The 17,597-nt window shown below is 63.3% G+C and carries 15 protein-coding genes; 6 read left to right on the forward strand and 9 right to left on the reverse strand.

The window, feature by feature from the left end:
* Positions 1–85: 85 nt before the first annotated feature.
* From IB277_RS08535 to IB277_RS08550, 4 genes are all read right to left on the reverse strand, one after another.
* A complete protein-coding gene (locus IB277_RS08535; protein WP_034788421.1) occupies positions 86–1,180 on the reverse strand; it encodes an ABC transporter ATP-binding protein in 1,095 nt (364 codons plus the stop codon).
* A gap of 4 nt (positions 1,181–1,184) precedes the next feature.
* A complete protein-coding gene (locus tag IB277_RS08540) occupies positions 1,185–2,012 on the reverse strand; it encodes a carbohydrate ABC transporter permease (RefSeq protein ID WP_370689664.1) in 828 nt (275 codons plus the stop codon).
* 115 nt (positions 2,013–2,127) lie between these two features.
* Positions 2,128–3,036 carry a carbohydrate ABC transporter permease gene (locus tag IB277_RS08545; protein ID WP_034788417.1) on the reverse strand — a complete coding sequence of 303 codons (909 nt, stop codon included), beginning with the start codon at positions 3,034–3,036 and terminating at the stop codon, positions 2,128–2,130.
* A 200-nt stretch (positions 3,037–3,236) separates the two neighbouring features.
* Positions 3,237–4,472, reverse strand: a complete 1,236-nt coding sequence (locus tag IB277_RS08550; protein WP_090293966.1) for an ABC transporter substrate-binding protein — start codon at positions 4,470–4,472, stop codon at positions 3,237–3,239.
* Between the two features lie 520 nt (positions 4,473–4,992).
* Between IB277_RS08550 and IB277_RS08555 the strand changes: the two genes are divergently transcribed.
* The 4 genes from IB277_RS08555 to IB277_RS08570 all read left to right on the forward strand — a co-directional run bounded on the left by IB277_RS08555 (position 4,993) and on the right by IB277_RS08570 (position 8,841).
* Positions 4,993–6,048 carry a LacI family transcriptional regulator gene (locus IB277_RS08555; RefSeq protein ID WP_060520634.1) on the forward strand — a complete coding sequence of 352 codons (1,056 nt, stop codon included), beginning with the start codon at positions 4,993–4,995 and terminating at the stop codon, positions 6,046–6,048.
* A 112-nt stretch (positions 6,049–6,160) separates the two neighbouring features.
* The gene (locus IB277_RS08560) at positions 6,161–7,783 is read left to right on the forward strand and encodes an ABC-F family ATP-binding cassette domain-containing protein (RefSeq protein ID WP_090293970.1); all 1,623 of its coding nucleotides are present in this window, start codon (positions 6,161–6,163) and stop codon (positions 7,781–7,783) included.
* A gap of 234 nt (positions 7,784–8,017) precedes the next feature.
* Complete coding sequence (locus tag IB277_RS08565) at positions 8,018–8,473, forward strand: hypothetical protein (protein ID WP_143034190.1); 456 nt, start codon at positions 8,018–8,020, stop codon at positions 8,471–8,473.
* A gap of 179 nt (positions 8,474–8,652) precedes the next feature.
* Positions 8,653–8,841 (forward strand): hypothetical protein, encoded by a 189-nt coding sequence (locus IB277_RS08570; RefSeq protein ID WP_113079769.1) that lies wholly within the window; start codon positions 8,653–8,655, stop codon positions 8,839–8,841.
* A gap of 82 nt (positions 8,842–8,923) precedes the next feature.
* Here IB277_RS08570 and gndA read toward each other — a convergent pair whose 3' ends face one another.
* From gndA to ccoG, 5 genes are all read right to left on the reverse strand, one after another.
* Positions 8,924–10,354 (reverse strand): NADP-dependent phosphogluconate dehydrogenase, encoded by a 1,431-nt coding sequence (gndA, locus tag IB277_RS08575; protein WP_090293976.1) that lies wholly within the window; start codon positions 10,352–10,354, stop codon positions 8,924–8,926.
* 180 nt (positions 10,355–10,534) lie between these two features.
* A complete protein-coding gene (gene ccoS, locus IB277_RS08580) occupies positions 10,535–10,693 on the reverse strand; it encodes a cbb3-type cytochrome oxidase assembly protein CcoS (RefSeq protein WP_043615060.1) in 159 nt (52 codons plus the stop codon).
* A complete protein-coding gene (locus tag IB277_RS08585; RefSeq protein ID WP_090293978.1) occupies positions 10,690–12,978 on the reverse strand; it encodes a cation-translocating P-type ATPase in 2,289 nt (762 codons plus the stop codon). Before IB277_RS08585 ends, ccoS begins: the two co-directional genes overlap by 4 nt.
* Positions 12,975–13,487 (reverse strand): FixH family protein, encoded by a 513-nt coding sequence (locus IB277_RS08590; protein WP_034788399.1) that lies wholly within the window; start codon positions 13,485–13,487, stop codon positions 12,975–12,977. The genes IB277_RS08585 and IB277_RS08590 overlap by 4 nt, the downstream gene beginning before the upstream one ends.
* On the reverse strand, positions 13,484–15,058 hold the full coding sequence (ccoG, locus tag IB277_RS08595; protein ID WP_034788396.1) for a cytochrome c oxidase accessory protein CcoG: 1,575 nt from the start codon (positions 15,056–15,058) through the stop codon (positions 13,484–13,486). Before ccoG ends, IB277_RS08590 begins: the two co-directional genes overlap by 4 nt.
* Positions 15,059–15,285: 227 nt before the next feature.
* Here ccoG and IB277_RS08600 point away from each other — a divergent pair, with 227 nt between their 5' ends.
* Complete coding sequence (locus IB277_RS08600) at positions 15,286–16,764, forward strand: sodium:alanine symporter family protein (protein ID WP_089044184.1); 1,479 nt, start codon at positions 15,286–15,288, stop codon at positions 16,762–16,764.
* Entirely contained in the window at positions 16,740–17,573 is an 834-nt protein-coding gene (locus IB277_RS08605) for a helix-turn-helix domain-containing protein (protein ID WP_246802561.1), read from the forward strand. The genes IB277_RS08600 and IB277_RS08605 overlap by 25 nt, the downstream gene beginning before the upstream one ends.
* Positions 17,574–17,597: the final 24 nt, after the last annotated feature.

Raw genomic sequence — 17,597 nt, forward strand, 5'->3', positions numbered from 1 at the left:
ATGGTTCCATAGATCGACCGGCCACGCCGGCACAGTCATTGCTGGGAGGTGCCGGGCAGCGGTGGCCGCCCGGCATCTCCTTATTTCAGAGTCGGTTCTCGCTTGTCGCATCGAAGATCGAGGCGACGCCCATGTCGAAGGAAAGCGTGACCGCCGTGCCCGGCGCATAGCGCCGCTGGCCGGCGATACGAACCGACATCGACTGTCCGGCAAGCTTCAGCCACAGCAGATTGTCGGCGCCCATCGGCTCCTCGATATCGACGACCGCCCGGTGCGAGGCCGGCGCGCCACTTGCCGCTTCGTCGACGCGCACATGCTCGGGCCTCAAGCCCAGCACCACCTTCTGGCCATGCACGAAGGGCGCGCGCGACGGATAGGCCGACACGTCGAAATCGACGCCGTTGGCGTGGACGTAGGCGCGCTGGTCGCGCAGCTGCAGTTCGCCGCGAAAGAAGTTCATCGACGGCGAACCGATGAAGCCGGCGACGAACAGGTTTTCCGGCGCGTTGTAGATCGTCATCGGATCGGCAAGCTGCTGGATCACGCCGCTCTTCATGACCGCGATGCGGTCGGCAAGCGTCAAGGCCTCGATCTGGTCATGGGTGACGTAGATCATCGTGTTCTTCAGCGACTGGTGCAGCCGCTTGATCTCGACGCGCAGTTCCGAGCGCAGCTTGGCGTCGAGGTTGGAGAGCGGCTCGTCGAACAGGAACACGTCGACATCGCGCACCAGCGCCCGGCCGATCGCCACACGCTGGCGCTGGCCGCCCGAGAGTTCCGAAGGCTTGCGCTTCAAGAGCGGCTGGATCTGCAGGATCTCGGCGGCGCGGCTGACGCGCTTGTCGATCTCTTCCTTCGGCACCTTGGCGACCTGCAGGCCGAAGGAGAGGTTCTTCTCCACCGACATCTGCGGATAGAGCGCGTAGGACTGGAACACCATGCCGATGCCGCGGTCCTTGGGCTCCTCCCAGGTGACGTTCTTGTTCTTGATGAAGATCTGCCCGTCGCTGACATCGAGCAGCCCGGCGATGCAGTTCAGCAGGGTCGACTTGCCGCAGCCGGACGAGCCGAGCAGCACCAGGAACTCGCCGTCCTTGATGTCGAGGTTGAGCGTGTCGAGCACAGTGACGGCACCGAAGCTCAACGACAGGTCTTTGACCGATACGCTGACGTTTTGCATGTTGTTACCCTTTCACTGCGCCGGCGGCGATGCCGCGGACAAAAAGCCGTCCGGAGACGAAGTAGACGAAGAGCGGAACCGCCCCGGTCAGGATCGTCGCCGCCATGTTGACGTTGTATTCCTTCACGCCCTGGACCGAGTTGACGATGTTGTTGAGCTGAACCGTCATCGGGTAGTATTCCGGCCGGGTGAACACGACGCCGAACAGGAAGTCGTTCCAGATCCCGGTGACCTGCAGGATCATCGCTACCACGAAGATCGGCAGTGACATCGGCAGCATGATCTTGAAGTAGATCGTCCAGAAGCCGGCGCCATCGACGCGCGCGGCCTTGAACAGTTCCTCCGGCAGGCCGGCGAAATAGTTGCGGAAGAGCAGCGTCAGGATCGGCATGCCGAAGATGGTGTGCACGAGGATGAGGCCGGTGAGCGTGCCGTAGATGCCCATTTCCCGCAGTACGATGACGATCGGATAGATCATCACCTGATAGGGAATGAAGGCGCCGACGATGAGGATGGTGAAGAACAGCTCCGCCCCCTTGAAGCGCCAGTTGGCGAGCGCATAACCGTTGACCGAGGCGATCGCGATCGAGACGATCGTCGAAGGAACGGTGATGCGCACCGAGTTCCAGAAGCCGCGCGAAAGGCCGTCGCAGTTGAGCCCCGTGCAAGCGCTCGCCCAGGCCTTTGCCCAAGGCTCGAAGGTGATTTCAACCGGCGGGGCAAAGATGTTGCCGAGCCGGATTTCCGGCATGCCCTTGAGCGAAGTCATGACCATCACGTAGAGCGGCAGCAGGTAGTACAGCGCCACGACAATCAGCGTGCCGTAGATCATGATGTTGCGGCCAGACAACGCCCGGCGGGGCTTGGCGCCGCGGGGGCCAGCGACGACCCGGTTTGTCTGCGCCTGCAGTGCGGCCTCTTCAGTCACCGAATTGAAAGCAACGATATCAGACACGCTTGCGCCCTCCCCCGAATTCCAGATAGGCCCAAGGCACGATGATGATGGCGACGGTGATGAGCATCATCGTCGAGGCGGCAAAGCCCTGACCGAGGTTCTGCGCCTGGAACATGTAGTCGTAGACATATTTTGCAGGCACTTCCGACGCGATGCCGGGACCGCCGCTCGTCTGCGCCACCACCAGGTCGTAAACCTTGACGATGCCGCTGGCGATGATCACCAGCGTGGTGATGAAGACGCCGCGCATCATCGGAATGACGACGAAGATGTAGGTCTTCCACATGGGTATGCCGTCGACGCGCGCGGCCTTCCAGATGTCCTCGTCGATGCCGCGAAGACCTGCGAGCATCAGGCACATGACGAGCCCGGTGCCCTGCCAGAGGGCTGCGATCAGGATGCCGTAGATGACGATGTCGGCATTATAGAGCGGGTCGAAGGTGAAGCTTTCCCAGCCGAGCGAGCGCACCACCGACTGGATGCCGAATTCCGGATTGAGCAGCCATTGCCAGACCAGGCCCGTCACGATGAAGGACAGGGCGAAGGGATAGAGCATGATGGTGCGGAAGGTATTTTCGAAGCGGATCTTCTGGTCCATCAATGCGGCCAGCACGAAGCCGATCAGCAGGCTGAAGATCAGCGAGAAGATGCCGTAGATTGCCAGATTCTGCACCGAGATCAGCCAGCGCGGCGCCGCCCAGAGGCGCTCGTACTGATCGAGGCCGACGAATGAGAGCCGCGGCAACAGCTTGGAATTGGTGAAGGAATAGACGACCGTCCAGATCGTGCCGCCGAGGAAGATCACCACGGCCGTCAAGATCATCGGGACGGAGGCAATCTTCGCGTTCAGGTTCCGCAGCCACTGGTTCGGTCGGCCCGAACCTTGTGTGTAACCCGCCATGTTTCGTTCCTCCGGAACTGCATTGGGTTTCGGACGATGGGCAGCCCCGCGCACTCAGCGCGCAGCGCTCTGCCACATCAGGGCGACAACCACTCCCATGGGGCCCGCAAACGCATCACGCGCGGACGACCGGCACATCCTGCCGAATGGGAGGCTTTGACCGGCCTCGTTTTCAAAGAGGCCGGCCAAGGCAATTGCGGTTACTCCGCGTTCGCGATGATGTCGGCGAAGCGCTTCTGCGCGTCTTCCGGCGTGATCGACGGGTTGGCGAAGAATTCGGAGAACAGGTCTTCCTTCTGCTTCTGGCTGTCGGCCGAAAGCAGCTGGTCGGTACCCTGGATCACGTTGCCCTTGGCAAGAATGTCCAGCCCCTTCTTCATGCAGTCGTTGGCAGCCGCCAGATCGACGTCGCCGCGCACCGGCAGCGAACCCTTCTTGAGGTTGAAGGCGACCTGCGTCTTCGGATCGAGCAGCGTCGAGGCCAGCGCTTCCTGCGCCTTCGACTTTTCCTCGTCCTTCAGAAGCGGGAAGTAGAAGGCGTCGCCACCGGTCGAGATGATCTCGTTGACGCCGAGGCCCGGCAGGCAGGTGTAGTCGGTTCCGGCCTTCTGGCCGGCCAGCGCGAATTCACCCTGCGCCCAGTCGCCCATGATCTGGCCGCCGGCCTTGCCGGTGATGACCATGTTGGTCGCCTGGTTCCAGTCCTGGACGTTGGAGCCTTTCGACATGCGGCGGGCATCGTCGGCAGCCTTGAAGACCTTGGCGATCTCAGGACCCGCTGCCACTTCCTCGTCCTTGTCGCCGAAGACCTTCTGGAAGGTGTCCTTGCCGGCGATCGCCACCATCAGCACGTCGAAGGCGCCGGCTGCCTGCCACGGCTGACCGCCGACGGCGAGCGGCACGATGCCTGCCTTTTCGAGCGCGGGCGCCGCGGCCACGAATTCATCCCAGTTCTTCGGAACCTCGACGCCGGCCGTCTTGAAGGCCGCATTCGACAGCCACAGCCACTGCCAGGAGTGGATGTTGACCGGGGCGCAATAGATCTTGCCGTCGATCGTGCAGGAATCAAGCAGGCTCGCCGGCTTGATGATGTCCTTCCACTTCTCGCGGGTTGCGACATCGGTGAGATCACGCATCAGCCCGGCCTGAACCAGTTCCTCGGCCTGGCGACCATGGTTGAACTGCGTGGCGCCCATCGGGTCGCCACCGGTGATGCGGCTGATCATGATCGGACGGGCGGTGCCGCCAGAACCGGCGATCGCGCCGTCGACCCAGTGATTGCCCGTCGCATCGAAGGCCTTGGCGAGTTCCGCGACCGCGGCAGCTTCGCCGCCCGAGGTCCACCAATGGGTCACTTCAAGATCGACAGCGTTGGCTGTGCTGAGCGGCAGGGCCACGGCGGCTGAAAGCACGGCGGCGAAAGAACGTAAATTCATGAGTCTCCTCCCTCACTGTAACGTTACCGTAAAAAACTTAGTGCAATCGATTACAGGACGCAACACCCACCACAATCGATTTAAACAGAATTTTAAAAAACACCCATTGCGTGCATACGGCAGCCGCGTTCCAAAGCGCTTTGCGCGCAATGGCGGCACCCACGCGGCCAGCAGGAATCCCTTACATCGCGCTGAAATACATATATTTTCCGCAAAAATGGCGTACCGGCATCGGAGGCGCCATCTCGCAAGTGCAAAAAGCATGCGCCAAAACTTCCGATTCAACCAGTCCGCTCCATCTTTCGCAGCGCAGCAACGAAAACGCTCGACATCGCAACTGTATCGTTACAGATTTGAAGCAATTTGATCCATCCAAAGCAGCATAGCCGCCACCGACTTTTCGTATATAACGCGATGACGTGACAGGGCGACGGCGCGGCGGATGGAACTGAACCGACGCGTTTCGCTGCCGGACGGGCAATCTGGCGGCGTGCGGCAAGAGAGTGGGCGGGTGACGGCAATGGACAACAAGACGAAAAACAGGCCGCAGACACTGCCGGATGGAGCCCGTCCGACACTGAAGACGATCGCCTTCATGACCGGGCTCGGCATCACTACGGTTTCGCGGGCGTTGAAGGATGCGCCCGATATCGGTGCGGAAACCAAGGAGCGTGTGCGGCTCGTCGCCAAACAGATCGGCTACCAGCCGAACCGCGCCGGCGTGCGCCTGAGAACCGGCAAGACCAATGTCATCAGTCTCGTATTGACGCTGGAAGAAGAGATCATGGGCATCACCAGCCCGATGGTCGTCGGCATCACCGAGATCCTTGCCGGCACGCCCTACCACCTGGTCGTCACCCCCTATAGCGCCGTCAAGGACGCGCTGGCGCCGATCCGCTATATCCTCGACACGGGTGCCGCAGACGGCGTGATCATCTCGCGAACCGAGCCGCACGATCCGCGTGTGGCGCTTTTGACCGAGCGCGGCCTGCCCTTCGTCACGCACGGCCGCACCGAAATGGGGATCGTTCACCCCTATCATGACTTCGACAACGAGCGTTTCGCCTACGAGGCGGTACGCAAACTGGTGGCGCGCGGCCGGCGGAAGCTGGTGCTGCTCGAGCCGCCGCCGCACCTCACCTTCTATTCACACATGCGCGCCGGTTTCGAGCGTGGGCTTCGCGATTTCCAGGCGGATGCAGTCGGCTTCCACCAGACCAACATTGACCATTCACTGGTCGAGATCCGCGACGCCTTCGAACCCCTGATGCGCTCGGCGGACGCGCCCGACGGCATCGTTTCGGGCAGCGGCTCCGGTGCGATCGCTTTGATTGCCGGCCTGGAAATGGCCAAGAAGAAGCTCGGCGAAGACTGCGACATGGTCTCGAAGTCACCGAGCGACTTCCTGCGCTGGCTGCGCCCGGAAGTCATGACCATGTACGAGGACATCCGCGTGGCCGGTCGGGAACTGGCCAAGGCAGTCATCGGCCACATCGACGGCCAGCCGCCAGAAACGCTGCAGAGCCTTAGCCAGCCCGAGTTCCAGCCGCCGATCACGCGTGGCTTGCGCGCCTAGGAAAGGCTGAAAACAGCCCTCAAGTCTTGCTTGTGACGCAGAAACCTGCGACAGGCCGGGGCAACAATTGGGCGCGACTGCGCCCCGCTCCTCCCTTCAGGCTACCGCAGACATGATCCGTATCGAAAACATCAGCAAGCAGCTCAGCCACCGCATTCTTTTCATCGAAGCCTCCGCCGCGCTCAACCGCGGCGAAAAGGTCGGCCTCGTCGGCCCGAACGGCGCCGGAAAGTCCTCGCTCTTCCGCATGATCACCGGCGAGGAAATCCCCGACGAAGGCCAGGTCGCCGTCGATAAGGGCGTCACCATCGGCTACTTCAACCAGGACGTCGGCGAGATGTCCGGCAACAGCGCCGTTGCCGAAGTGATGAACGGCGCTGGCCCTGTCAGCGAAGTTGCCGCCGAGCTGCGCGAGCTCGAGGCCGCCATGGTCGATCCGGATCGCCTCGATGAAATGGACGCGATTATCGAGCGCTACGGCGAGGTGCAGGCGCGCTACGAAGAACTCGACGGCTACGCGCTCGAGGGCCGCGCCCGCGAAGTGCTGGCGGGCCTCAGCTTCTCCCAGGAGATGATGGACGGCGACGTCGGCAAGCTCTCGGGCGGCTGGAAGATGCGCGTGGCGCTTGCCCGTATCCTGCTGATGCGGCCCGACGTGATGCTGCTCGACGAACCGAGCAACCATCTCGATCTCGAAAGCCTGATCTGGCTCGAAGACTTCCTCAAGAACTACGACGGCGCACTGATGATGACCTCGCACGACCGCGAGTTCATGAACCGCATCATCACCAAGATCATCGAGATCGACGCAGGCCAGCTCAACGCGTATTCGGGCGACTACGGCTTCTACGAGCAGCAGCGCGCCCAGAACGAGAAGCAGCAGCAGGCGCAGTTCGAGCGCCAGCAGGCGATGCTCGCAAAGGAGATCAAGTTCATCGAGCGCTTCAAGGCGCGCGCCTCGCACGCCTCGCAGGTCCAGAGCCGCGTAAAGAAGCTCGAGAAGATCGACCGGGTCGAGCCGCCGAAGCGCCGCCAGACGGTCAACTTCGAATTCCGTCCGGCGCCGCGCTCCGGCGAAGACGTCATCAACATCAAGGGCGTGCACAAGAAATATGGCAGCCGCAGCATCTATGAAGGGCTCGACTTCATGGTGCGCCGCCGGGAGCGCTGGTGCATCATGGGCATCAATGGTGCCGGCAAGTCGACGCTGTTGAAGCTCGTCGCCGGCTCGACCGAACCGGACGAAGGCAATGTCGCGCTCGGCGCCAGCGTCAAGATGGGCTACTTCGCCCAGCATGCGATGGACGTGCTCGATGGCGACCGCACGGTGCTGCAGCAGCTCGAAGACACCTTCCCGCAGGCCGGCCAGGCGCCGCTGCGCGCGCTTGCCGGCTGCTTCGGCTTTTCCGGGGACGATGTCGAGAAGAAGTGCCGGGTGCTTTCGGGCGGCGAGAAGGCGCGCCTGGTGATGGCGATCATGCTCTTTGACCCGCCGAATCTGCTTGTTCTCGACGAACCCACCAACCACCTCGACCTCGACACCAAGGAAATGCTGATCAAGGCGCTCGCGGACTACGAAGGCACCATGCTGTTCGTTTCGCACGACCGCCACTTCCTCGCAGCCCTTTCCAACCGTGTGCTGGAGCTGACGCCCGAGGGCATCCATCAGTATGGCGGCGGTTACACGGAATATGTCGAGCGGACCGGCCAGGAAGCGCCGGGTCTTCGCAGCTGAAGCAAAGCAAGCTGGGCGTCGCGCGCCGGCGCCCAGCATTTCGCAGTCACCGCCTTCCTCGGCGGGACCGAGGACCTGCAAGCAGAACCCAAACGCATAACGCGACCCTGCTCTAAATCGGTACTGAAAAAACTAGGTTCTTGTGGCGCTGCCGTGGCAACGCCCACCGATCCTAACTTATCGCGCCGTGAAATCGATGGGACTTTGGTCCGACTCTTGCTGCCAAAGGTCTGAGTGTCATTGCCGCGCCATGCACCGGTCACATATTGCACGGGCTGGGGCGCCATCGCAGCAAACAAAAAAGCTGCCAATCACTTCAGACAGGTGATGTTCGGCATGACATCGAGAATTGCATGGAAAGACAGGCTGACTGACCGCGCGTGGGCCTTCCTGTCCAATCCCTTGACCATCGGCATCTATCTGGCGCTCGCCATGCTTTGCGCTTTCGTCGGCAGCACAACGACCGGCATTCCGGCCTACCTGCTCATGGCCATCGGCTTTCTGCTGGTGATCTTTGTCGATCCGCCAAAGAGACTGGGTAGGCTGCGGCAACGGCGCCGCCGCTCGTCACCGCCAAACACGGTTACGCCATTTCCGCGTCGAACGGATGAGCGCGAAACGATGCGCGGCTCGCAGCACCCGGGCGAACGCAGCCGAACCCGCGACGATCGCCGCGCTTCTCGGCGTTAGCCGCGCCCGCCAGGGGTCTTTGGGACAACTGGCGTCACGCGGTGCACAAGCCCAGGCCGGCAACAATCGGCACTTTCGGCCGTTTCCCGTCTGACGTACATTCACAGGAACGGACGCATGACGTCCACGATGCACGAAGGCCCTCCCGGAAGGGATGGCGAAGAAAGCGCGTGGGCACGATGAAGACCAAACATTATGTCTTTCAGATTTTTCGCGCTGCCTTCACCGACAGGCTGCTGTTGATCATCGTTGTGCTGATGATTGCCTCGCTTTTCGCCGTCCTGCCGATCAAGTCCTGTTCCAATCCCAGCGCGTCAGGCGGCGGGGGAACCGCGGAACGATCGGCACCTGTCTCGATGACGGGCTAGCATCCAGTCCAGTCAGCACGATTCCCAACCGAAAACGGGGCGACCCGAAGGCCGCCCCGCATTCATCTGTTTACTCGAACGCTCAGGCGTTCAGGCCGCTGCCCCACGGGCCATGATGGCTGTCGGCACCGTCGACGCGGTCAAAGCCATGGGCGCCGAAGAAGTCGCGCTGCGCCTGGATGACGTTGGCCGTGCCGCGGCCGCGGCGGTAGCTGTCGAAGTAGCCGAGTGCGGAGGCGAGTGCCGGAACCGGCAGGCCGCCGAGAACGGCGGCCGAGACGACGCGGCGCAGCGCCCCGTCGGTGTCCTTGACCATGGCGGCAAAGGCCGGCGTGACGATCAGGTTGGCGGCATCCGGCGCCTTGGTGAAGGCGGTGGTGATCTCGTCCAGGAACTGCGAACGGATGATGCAGCCGGCGCGCCAGATCTTGGCGATCGTCGGCATCGGCAGGTTCCAGTTGAACTCCTTGGACGCCGCCGACATCACGGCGAAGCCTTGCGCATAGGCGCCGATCTTGGCGGCAAGCAGCGCGCTTTCGAGATCCTTGATGAAGGCTGCCCTGTCGGCGACCTTGAACTCGCCAACTTGGGGAAGCCCGAGGATCTTTTCGGCCGCTTCGCGCTCGTCCTTCATCGAGGAGATGCTGCGGGCTGCAACCGCCGCCTCTATGCCGGTTGCCGGCACGCCCATGTTCTGCGCCTCGATCACCGACCACTTGCCGGTGCCCTTCTGACCGGCCTTGTCGAGGATCAGGTCGACGATCGGCTTGCCGGTCAAAGGATCGGCGGCCTTCAGCACCTTCTCGGTGATCTCGATCAGGTAGGAATTGAGGCGGCCCTTGTTCCAGGTGCCGAAGACTTCGCCGATCTCGCTCGCCGACATCTTCAGGCCGTCGCGCAGGATGCCGTAGATTTCGGCGATCATCTGCATGTCGGCATATTCGATGCCGTTGTGGATGGTCTTGACGAAGTGGCCGGCGCCGTTTTCGCCGAGCCAGGCGACGCAAGGCACGTTGTCATACTTGGCGGCGATCGAGGTCAGCACGCTCTCGACGCGCTTCCAGGACTCTTCCTTGCCGCCGACCATGATCGACGGGCCGTGGCGCGCGCCTTCCTCACCGCCGGAAACGCCCATGCCGATGAAGGTAAGACCCGAATCCTTCAGCGTCTCGAAGCGGCGCATCGTGTCGCGGAAGTTGGCGTTGCCGGCATCGATCATGATGTCGCCCTTGGCGAGATACGGCTTCAGGATTTCCATCTGCTGGTCGACCGGCTCGCCGGCCTTGATCATGATGATGATCGGACGCGGCGGGCGGATGGCGGCGACAAACTCTTCAATGGTGTCGCAGGGCACGATCTGGCCCTGGAGGTCGCCGGCCTCCGCGTAGAATTTGTGCGTCGCTTCGACGGTGCGGTTGAACACCGCGATCTTGTTGCCTTTTTCAGCGATGTTGAGCGCCAGGTTCGAGCCCATGACGCCGAGACCGATTAGGCCGATTTCCGCCTGTGACACGTGATTGCCTCCATTGGACAGAAGTGCCGGGCGCGATCGGGATAAACGCGTCTGTGCCGGCCCTTCGAATTGAACTTCGCCCCCTCGCGCGGGGCTCTGTCGAAGGCCCAGGCGCGAGAAGCGACGGCGGAGGTTGTTTTGGCATTCAAATCGATTAAGGACAAGTGATTACTGACGAAATCACTTCTTTTCAGGCTTGCCATCGCCATCGTCGAGCACCCGCCAGGAGGCGCCTTCGAGGTCTTCGTATTGGCCGCTCTTCAGTGCCCAAAGGAAGGCGACGAGGCCAATCCCACCGAGAAACAGCGCGATGGGAATGAGATAGATCAGCGTGTTCATGAGGCGCTCCCGACCGGCCGCAGCGTGACAGGTGCCTTCTGTTCGGCAACCTCCGTGACATTGCCGGTCGCCGCGCGCAGGCGCAAGGCGTTGGCAACGACGATCACCGACGAGGTCGACATGGCGACGGCCGCGATCAGCGGTGTGGCATAGCCGAGGATCGCGATCGGGACGGCGATGACGTTGTAGCCGATCGCCAGGGCAAAGTTCTGGCGGATCAGCCGCCCGGCCCGGCGCGACGTATCGATCGCCATCGGCACGGCGTTCAGCCCCTGGTGCAGGAAGACGAAGTCTGCCGCCTGGCGGCCAACATCGGCGGCCGTTGCCGGCGCCATCGAGACGTGCGCGGCGCGCAGCGCCGGCGCGTCGTTGATGCCGTCGCCGACCATCAGCACCCGGTGACCGCCCTCAGCGGCGGCCGCACATTCATCGACCTTGCCGCGCGGCGTCAGTTCCGCCTTGAAGCGCTCGATGCCGGCCCGCTTGGCGAGGGCGGAGACGACCGGCGCGCGGTCGCCCGAAAGAATGCCCGTCGAAAGGCCGAGCCGTCCAAGCTCCTCGATGCTCTCGCGGGCGAACGGCCTGAGCCGGTCCTCGAAGCGGAAGCAGGCGAGTTCGCGGCCATCGAGCGACAGGATCACTTCCGACTGGCCGGTCGCCTCGCCGGCATCGCCGCAGGCAAAGGCGCGGCTGCCAAGCCGGTAGAGACCGGCTTGCGTCTGCGCTTCAATGCCGGCACCGGGGATTTCGCGGATGTCGCCATTGACGACGGGCGCGATCGCCGCCGCATCATGAATGGCCATCGCCAGCGGATGGCGCGAATGCACGGCGAGCCCCGCCGCCGTCGCGAGGATCGATGGCTGAATGTCCCCGCCATTGACGAGCCGCGGCTCGCCAACCGTGAGTGTTCCGGTCTTGTCGAGCAGCACCGTATCGATCTCGGCAAGCCGCTCCATCGCCGAGCCGTCCTTGACCATGACGCCGTTCTGGAAGAGCCGTCCGGCGGCAATCACCTGCACGACAGGTACCGCAAGCCCGAGTGCGCAGGGGCAGGTGATGATCAGCACGGCGACGGCGACCAGCATCGCATGATGGAAATCGCCGTTGACGAACATCCAGCCGATGAAGCTGAGCAGAGCCAGCAGATGCACCGCCGGCGAATAATACTGTGCCGCGCGGTCGGCGATGCGGCGGTAGCGCGCCCTGCCCCCTTCGGCGGCTTCCATCAGCCCCATGATCTCGGCAAGCAGCGAGTCGCGTGCCGCCGCCGTCGCCTCGATCGTCAGCGGTCCTGTGAGGTTCAGCGTACCCGCCTCGACGGCGTCGCCGACCTTGACCGGCGCCGGCGCGCTCTCGCCATTGACGATCGAGCGATCGAGATCGCTGGTGCCAATGAGGATGCGGCCATCAACGGGGATGCGCTCGCCGGCAGCGATCGCCAGTTTCTCGCCTGGCTTGATCTCGTCGACAGGGCGATACTCGCGTCCGCCGTCAGCATCCACCACCATGGCGCCGCGCGGCGAAAGCCTCGCCAGGCTGCTGATCGCCGAGCGGGCGCGCCCGCGCATCATGTGGTCGAGCGTGCGGCCGATCAGCAGGAAGAAGAGCAGCATCACCGTGCCGTCGAACCAGGCATGGGTGCCGTGAGTGATCGTCTCGTAGAGCGAGATCGAATAGGAGAGCGTTATCGCCAGCGCAATCGGCACGTCCATGTTGGTACGGCCGTGCTTCAGCGCGTTCCAGGCGGACGCATAGAAGAAGCGTCCGGCATAGATCAGCGTAGGGGCGGCAATCAGCGCCGAGATCCAGTGAAAGAGATCGCGGGTCGCCGCCTCCGCCCCCGACCACACCGAGACCGAAAGCAGCATGATGTTGGCCGAGGCAAAACCCGAGACGGCAACGGCGCGCACCAGCTTCTTCAGTGTCTGATCGCCGTCTTCCTCGCCCGGCGCGAAAAGATGGGTCTCGTAGCCGCGCGAACGGATGGCCCGCGCCAGTTCCCGCGGATCGGTACGGGCGCCATTTACCTCTTCCTTCCAGACGATCGACACGCGCCGGGACGAAAGGTTCACGCGCGCCCGGTCAACCTCCGGCCGTGTCTTCAAGGCGCCCTCGATCGTGCTGATGCAGGCGCCGCAATGCACGCCGGGCACGCTCAAATCCGTCTGGCGCAGACCGCCGCCGAGCGACCGGCTCATCAACCACAGCTCTTCCGTTGTCGGCAGTCCCTGCCCGGCCCTGTCGACCTCCAGAGCCATTTCGGTTCCGGGAGCACAGCAGCTCATTTCGCAGCTCCCGGCACCATGAAGCGGATGGCCTGGCGGTAGACGACGGTCTCGCCTGATGTCGCGGTGATGTCGGCGATCCACTGGCCGCGCTTCAGCGCGGTTGCGGCAACGAAGACGCCCTCGCCCTGATGCGCCATCTCGACCGTGACGTCCTCATGCTCCTCGACCGGGCGTTTCAGCACAGCCACCACCTTGTCGGCAGTCATCTCCGGGTTGCCCCGGCGCGTCAGCGTGTAGCGCAGCGCCTCGTTTTCGACGCTGAGCTTGCCGTCGAGGCCATCGGCGACAAAGGCCTTCGCTTCCTTCACCTTGCCGTTGAACTGCTGGCTCGCGACATAGGTGTTCTGCACCACCAATCCGCTCCAGCTATGGCTGGCGTTCCAGGCCATGATCAGATTGACGGTGATGATCGTGCCGAAGAACAGCACCATGACGCCGAGCATGTGCCAGCCGGTGAAGGGTCGCGGTGCCTTTGCCTGTTTCGCCCCTGCCTGGTTTATCGTCATTTTGCGGCTCCCGGGCTGTTGAAGTTGGCCTTGTAGACGTCGCGCTCATGGCTCGACGGATCCTCGACGATCAGGCTGAAACCGTCGTCCGCCTCGCCGAGCTTGTCCTTTGGCAGCGTCACGAACACCTTGACTGCCGTCACCTTGTCCGGATCGACACCGAGGGCGAAGGTCCGGCCGTCGCCCGCTGCCTGGCCGGCGATGCGCATGGTCGCAGAGGGCATCCCGTCGATTGCGAGCGTGATCGTGCGTTGTTCGGGGATCATGTTCAAGAGCTTGACCATGTAGCCGTTGCGCACCGAACCATCGGATTCGACGACGAACTGCGGGTTGCGGTCGTGCAGCACGTTGAGTTCCAGCCGGTCGCGCGACAGGAGCGCATAGAGCAGACCGATACCGACCAGCGTCCAGACGCCGAGATAGACGAGCACACGGGGCCGGAAGACGATCTTCCAGTTGAAGTGGCGAACCTTGTCCGAAAATGCGCCGTCGGCGTTGCGCACCCGACCCGGATCGATCGCCGCCGTACCGCCATTGGTGGCCAGCGCCATGTTGGCGGCATAGTCGTTGAGCGTCGCATAGGAAATCAGCCCGCGTTCACGGCCGAGCTTGTCCATGACACCGTCGCAGGCATCGATGCAGAGCGCGCAGGTGATGCATTCGAGTTGCTGGCCGTCGCGAATGTCGATGCCCATCGGACAGACGACGACGCAGGCGTTGCAATCGACGCAATCGCCGACGGCCTCCCCGGCAGCGACGGCCTTTTTCTGGTGGCGCGAGCGCGGCTCGCCGCGCCAGTCGTTATAGGTCACGACCAGCGAGTTTTCGTCGAGCATTGCCGCCTGGATGCGCGGCCACGGGCACATATAGGTGCAGACCTGCTCGCGCATCAGTCCACCGAAGACATAGGTCGTCGCCGTGAGAATCGCGACGGTCATGTAGGCGACCATGGGCGCTTCCAGCGAAACGAAGCTTTTCAAAAGCGTCGGCGCATCGGCGAAATAAAAGATCCAGGCGCCGCCCGTGGCAATGCCGATCATGATCCAGATCGAGTGCTTCGACACGCGCTTGACGATCTTGTCGAACGTCCAGGGACCGGCATCAAGCTTCATGCGGGCATTGCGGTCGCCTTCGATATAGCGTTCGACCACCAGGAAGAGATCGACCCATACCGTCTGCGGACAGGTATAGCCGCACCAGGCGCGGCCGACGGCAGACGTCACCAGGAACAGGCCGAAGCCGGCCATGACGAGCAGGCCTGCGACGAAGAAGAACTCCTGCGGCCAGATCTCGATGAAGAAGAAATAGAAGCGCCGGGCGGCGATATCGACGAGCACAGCCTGGTCCGGCGCATGCTCGCCACGATCCCAACGGATCCAGGGCGTCAGATAATAGATGCCGAGCGTCACCAGCATCACCAGCCACTTGAAGCGGCGGAAGCTGCCTTCGGCACGCTTCGGGAAGATCTTCTTGCGCTTTTCGTAGAGCGGCTTGCGCACATGCGCCGCATTGACCGGTTCGGCCTCGTGACGTTCGACGGAGGCAGGATTTGCGGCGGATTGTGGGCTCATTTGTGGGAAATCCCCGGATATGTCATGTATTGCACCACGTTTTGCCTGATTTGGCGGCCGAAAACGTTGATCTGTGTCAAGTTTGCGGGCTAAAGCGCCAGCATGCGGCGAAAGGTCCAGGCGCTCGAAAGAGATGCCAGGCTCAAAAGTAGTAAACGGCCTTTCCCATCCGATCCGCACCGCGGTTCGCCACATCACCACACCTTGCAATACCAATGAGGAACCGCATGGACACGATCATCGGCTTTCTGAACACGATCTTTTGGGGCTACGTGCTGATCTACGGCCTGCTCGCCGTCGGCATCTACTTCACCCTGCGCCTCGGCTTTCCGCAGATCGTGCATTTCGGCGAGATGTTCCGGGTCTTAAGCAGCGGCGGCTCGAAGGATGCGGCCGGTATCAGCCCGTTCCAGGCGCTGACCGTCAGCCTCGCCTCGCGCGTCGGCACCGGCAACCTCGCCGGTGTTGCCGTTGCGCTCTATCTCGGTGGTCCCGGTGCCACCTTCTGGATGTGGATGGTGGCGCTCGTCGGCATGGCGACGGCCTATGCGGAAAGCGCGCTGGCGCAGCTCTACAAGGTGCGCAACGAAAACGGTCAATATCGCGGCGGTCCCGCCTTCTACATCGCCCGCGGCCTTAACGCGCCCTGGGCGGCGACGATCTTCTCCGTCTGCCTGATCCTCTCCTTCGGCCTCGTCTTCAACGCCGTGCAGGCCAATTCCATCGCGGACGCCGTCCAGGGTGCGTTCGGTGTGCCCAAGATCGCCGTCGGTATCGCGGTTGCGACCATCTCCGGCATCGTCATCTTCGGCGGCATCCGCCAGATCGCCCGCGTCGCCGAAATCGTCGTGCCCTTCATGGCGATCGCCTATCTCCTGACCGCGATCTACGTGCTCGTCGTCAACGCGTCGATCGTGCCGAGCGTGCTGTGGACGATCATCTCCAGCGCCTTTGGCCTGCAGGAAGCGGCAGGCGGTGTCGCCGGCGGCGTCACGGCTGCGATGATGAACGGCGTCAAGCGTGGCTTGTTTTCCAACGAAGCCGGGATGGGCTCGGCCCCGAACATCGCGGCCGTCGCCACGCCCGTGCCGCATCACCCGGCGTCGCAGGGCTTCGTGCAGTCGCTCGGCGTCTTCATCGATACGATCCTGATCTGCACCGCGACCTCGGTCATGATCCTGCTGTCGGGCACCTTGGAACCCGGTTCCGGCGTCACCGGAACGCAGCTGACGCAAGCGGCCATGAACGTGCATATCGGCTGGGCCGGCAGCTACTTCATTGCCATCGCGATCTTCTTCTTCGCCTTCACCTCGATCATCGGCAACTATTCCTATGCGGAGAATGCGCTCACCTATCTCGGCGGCGCCAATCGCGTCGGCGTTCTGGTCATGCGCTGCGCCGTGCTCGTCATGGTCGTCTGGGGTGCGTCCGAAAGCATCACCACCGTGTTCGACGCGGCAGACGCCTCGATGGGGCTGATGGCGACGATCAACCTCATTGCCATCGTGCTCCTCTCCGGTACCATTGCCAAACTGACGAAGGACTATTTCGCCCAGCGCCGGCAGGGTCTCGACCCGGTGTTCCATGCGGCCGACTATCCGGAGCTGCAGGGCCAGATCGACGGCGAGATCTGGTCGCGCCAAGAGGCGGCCGGCACGGTCCGAAGCGTGGAGGACAAGGCATGGACGGCGCCCACGGGCCGCTGAGACAGACGGAGCCGGCTCCGGCAGAGCCGACACTGGCCAAGCGGCGCGGTATCTATCGAGAGTATGCCGCGCCCGGCGCACTCGTCGGCCATGTCGAATGCCTCTGGCGCCACCAATTGCCGGAGGGGACGGCCGCACCCATCGCGGTCGTGCCCGACGGCTGTGTCGATATCCTCTGGTCCAGGCACGGCCTGGCGGTTGCCGGGCCTGACCGGGTGGCCGCTTTCCCCGTCTTCGCGCCGGGCACCGACATCATCGGCCTGCGCTTCCGCCCGGGCATCGCGGCATCCTTCCTGCACACATCGCTTTCGCAGATCATCGGCGCGGTCGTTCCGCTCGACGCCTTCTGGGGTCCAGCCGCGCGCAAACTCGAAACCAGGATTGAGGACGCGCCCGATGCGGTCCGCCGCGCCGAGATGCTCACGGAAGCGGTGCTTGAGCGCCTGCCGGCCGTCTCGCCGCCATCAGGCGATATCGCCGCCACCCTCGCCCATCTGCGGCCGAGCCATGGCTCGTCCGACAACAACCCCATCCGCGCCCTCGCTGCCGTCACCGGCACCAGTGAAAGGACGCTGAGGCGCCGCTGCCACCAGCATTTCGGCTACGGCGCCAAGACGCTCGACCGCATCCTGCGCCTACAGCGCTTCCTCGGGGCATGCCAAAGGGACCCCTCCGCCACGCTCGGCCTGCTTGCGCTCGATGCCGGCTATGCCGACCAGGCGCATCTGTCGCGCGAGGCCAGGCAGCTGACCTCGCTCTCACCCGCCGAAATCCGCCGCCAGCTCGTCGGCGACCGGCGGGCGGCCTGACTGGCCGTTTCGTTCAAGACCGGT

The organism is Ensifer sp. ENS07 (assembly GCF_014852185.1).
Lineage (GTDB): Bacteria > Pseudomonadota > Alphaproteobacteria > Rhizobiales > Rhizobiaceae > Ensifer > Ensifer adhaerens.

Coding starts and splice junctions, on each gene's coding strand:
- IB277_RS08570 (WP_113079769.1), top strand. CDS start 8,653: ATGAAGACCAAACATTATGTCTTTCAGATTTTTCGCGCTGCCTTCACC.
- ccoG (WP_034788396.1), bottom strand. CDS start 15,058: ATGAGCCCACAATCCGCCGCAAATCCTGCCTCCGTCGAACGTCACGAG.
- IB277_RS08605 (WP_246802561.1), top strand. CDS start 16,740: ATGGACGGCGCCCACGGGCCGCTGAGACAGACGGAGCCGGCTCCGGCA.
- ccoS (WP_043615060.1), bottom strand. CDS start 10,693: ATGAACACGCTGATCTATCTCATTCCCATCGCGCTGTTTCTCGGTGGG.
- IB277_RS08590 (WP_034788399.1), bottom strand. CDS start 13,487: ATGACGATAAACCAGGCAGGGGCGAAACAGGCAAAGGCACCGCGACCC.
- IB277_RS08550 (WP_090293966.1), bottom strand. CDS start 4,472: ATGAATTTACGTTCTTTCGCCGCCGTGCTTTCAGCCGCCGTGGCCCTG.
- IB277_RS08600 (WP_089044184.1), top strand. CDS start 15,286: ATGGACACGATCATCGGCTTTCTGAACACGATCTTTTGGGGCTACGTG.
- IB277_RS08555 (WP_060520634.1), top strand. CDS start 4,993: ATGGACAACAAGACGAAAAACAGGCCGCAGACACTGCCGGATGGAGCC.
- IB277_RS08545 (WP_034788417.1), bottom strand. CDS start 3,036: ATGGCGGGTTACACACAAGGTTCGGGCCGACCGAACCAGTGGCTGCGG.
- IB277_RS08535 (WP_034788421.1), bottom strand. CDS start 1,180: ATGCAAAACGTCAGCGTATCGGTCAAAGACCTGTCGTTGAGCTTCGGT.
- IB277_RS08585 (WP_090293978.1), bottom strand. CDS start 12,978: ATGAGCTGCTGTGCTCCCGGAACCGAAATGGCTCTGGAGGTCGACAGG.
- IB277_RS08560 (WP_090293970.1), top strand. CDS start 6,161: ATGATCCGTATCGAAAACATCAGCAAGCAGCTCAGCCACCGCATTCTT.
- IB277_RS08540 (WP_370689664.1), bottom strand. CDS start 2,012: ATGATCTACGGCACGCTGATTGTCGTGGCGCTGTACTACCTGCTGCCG.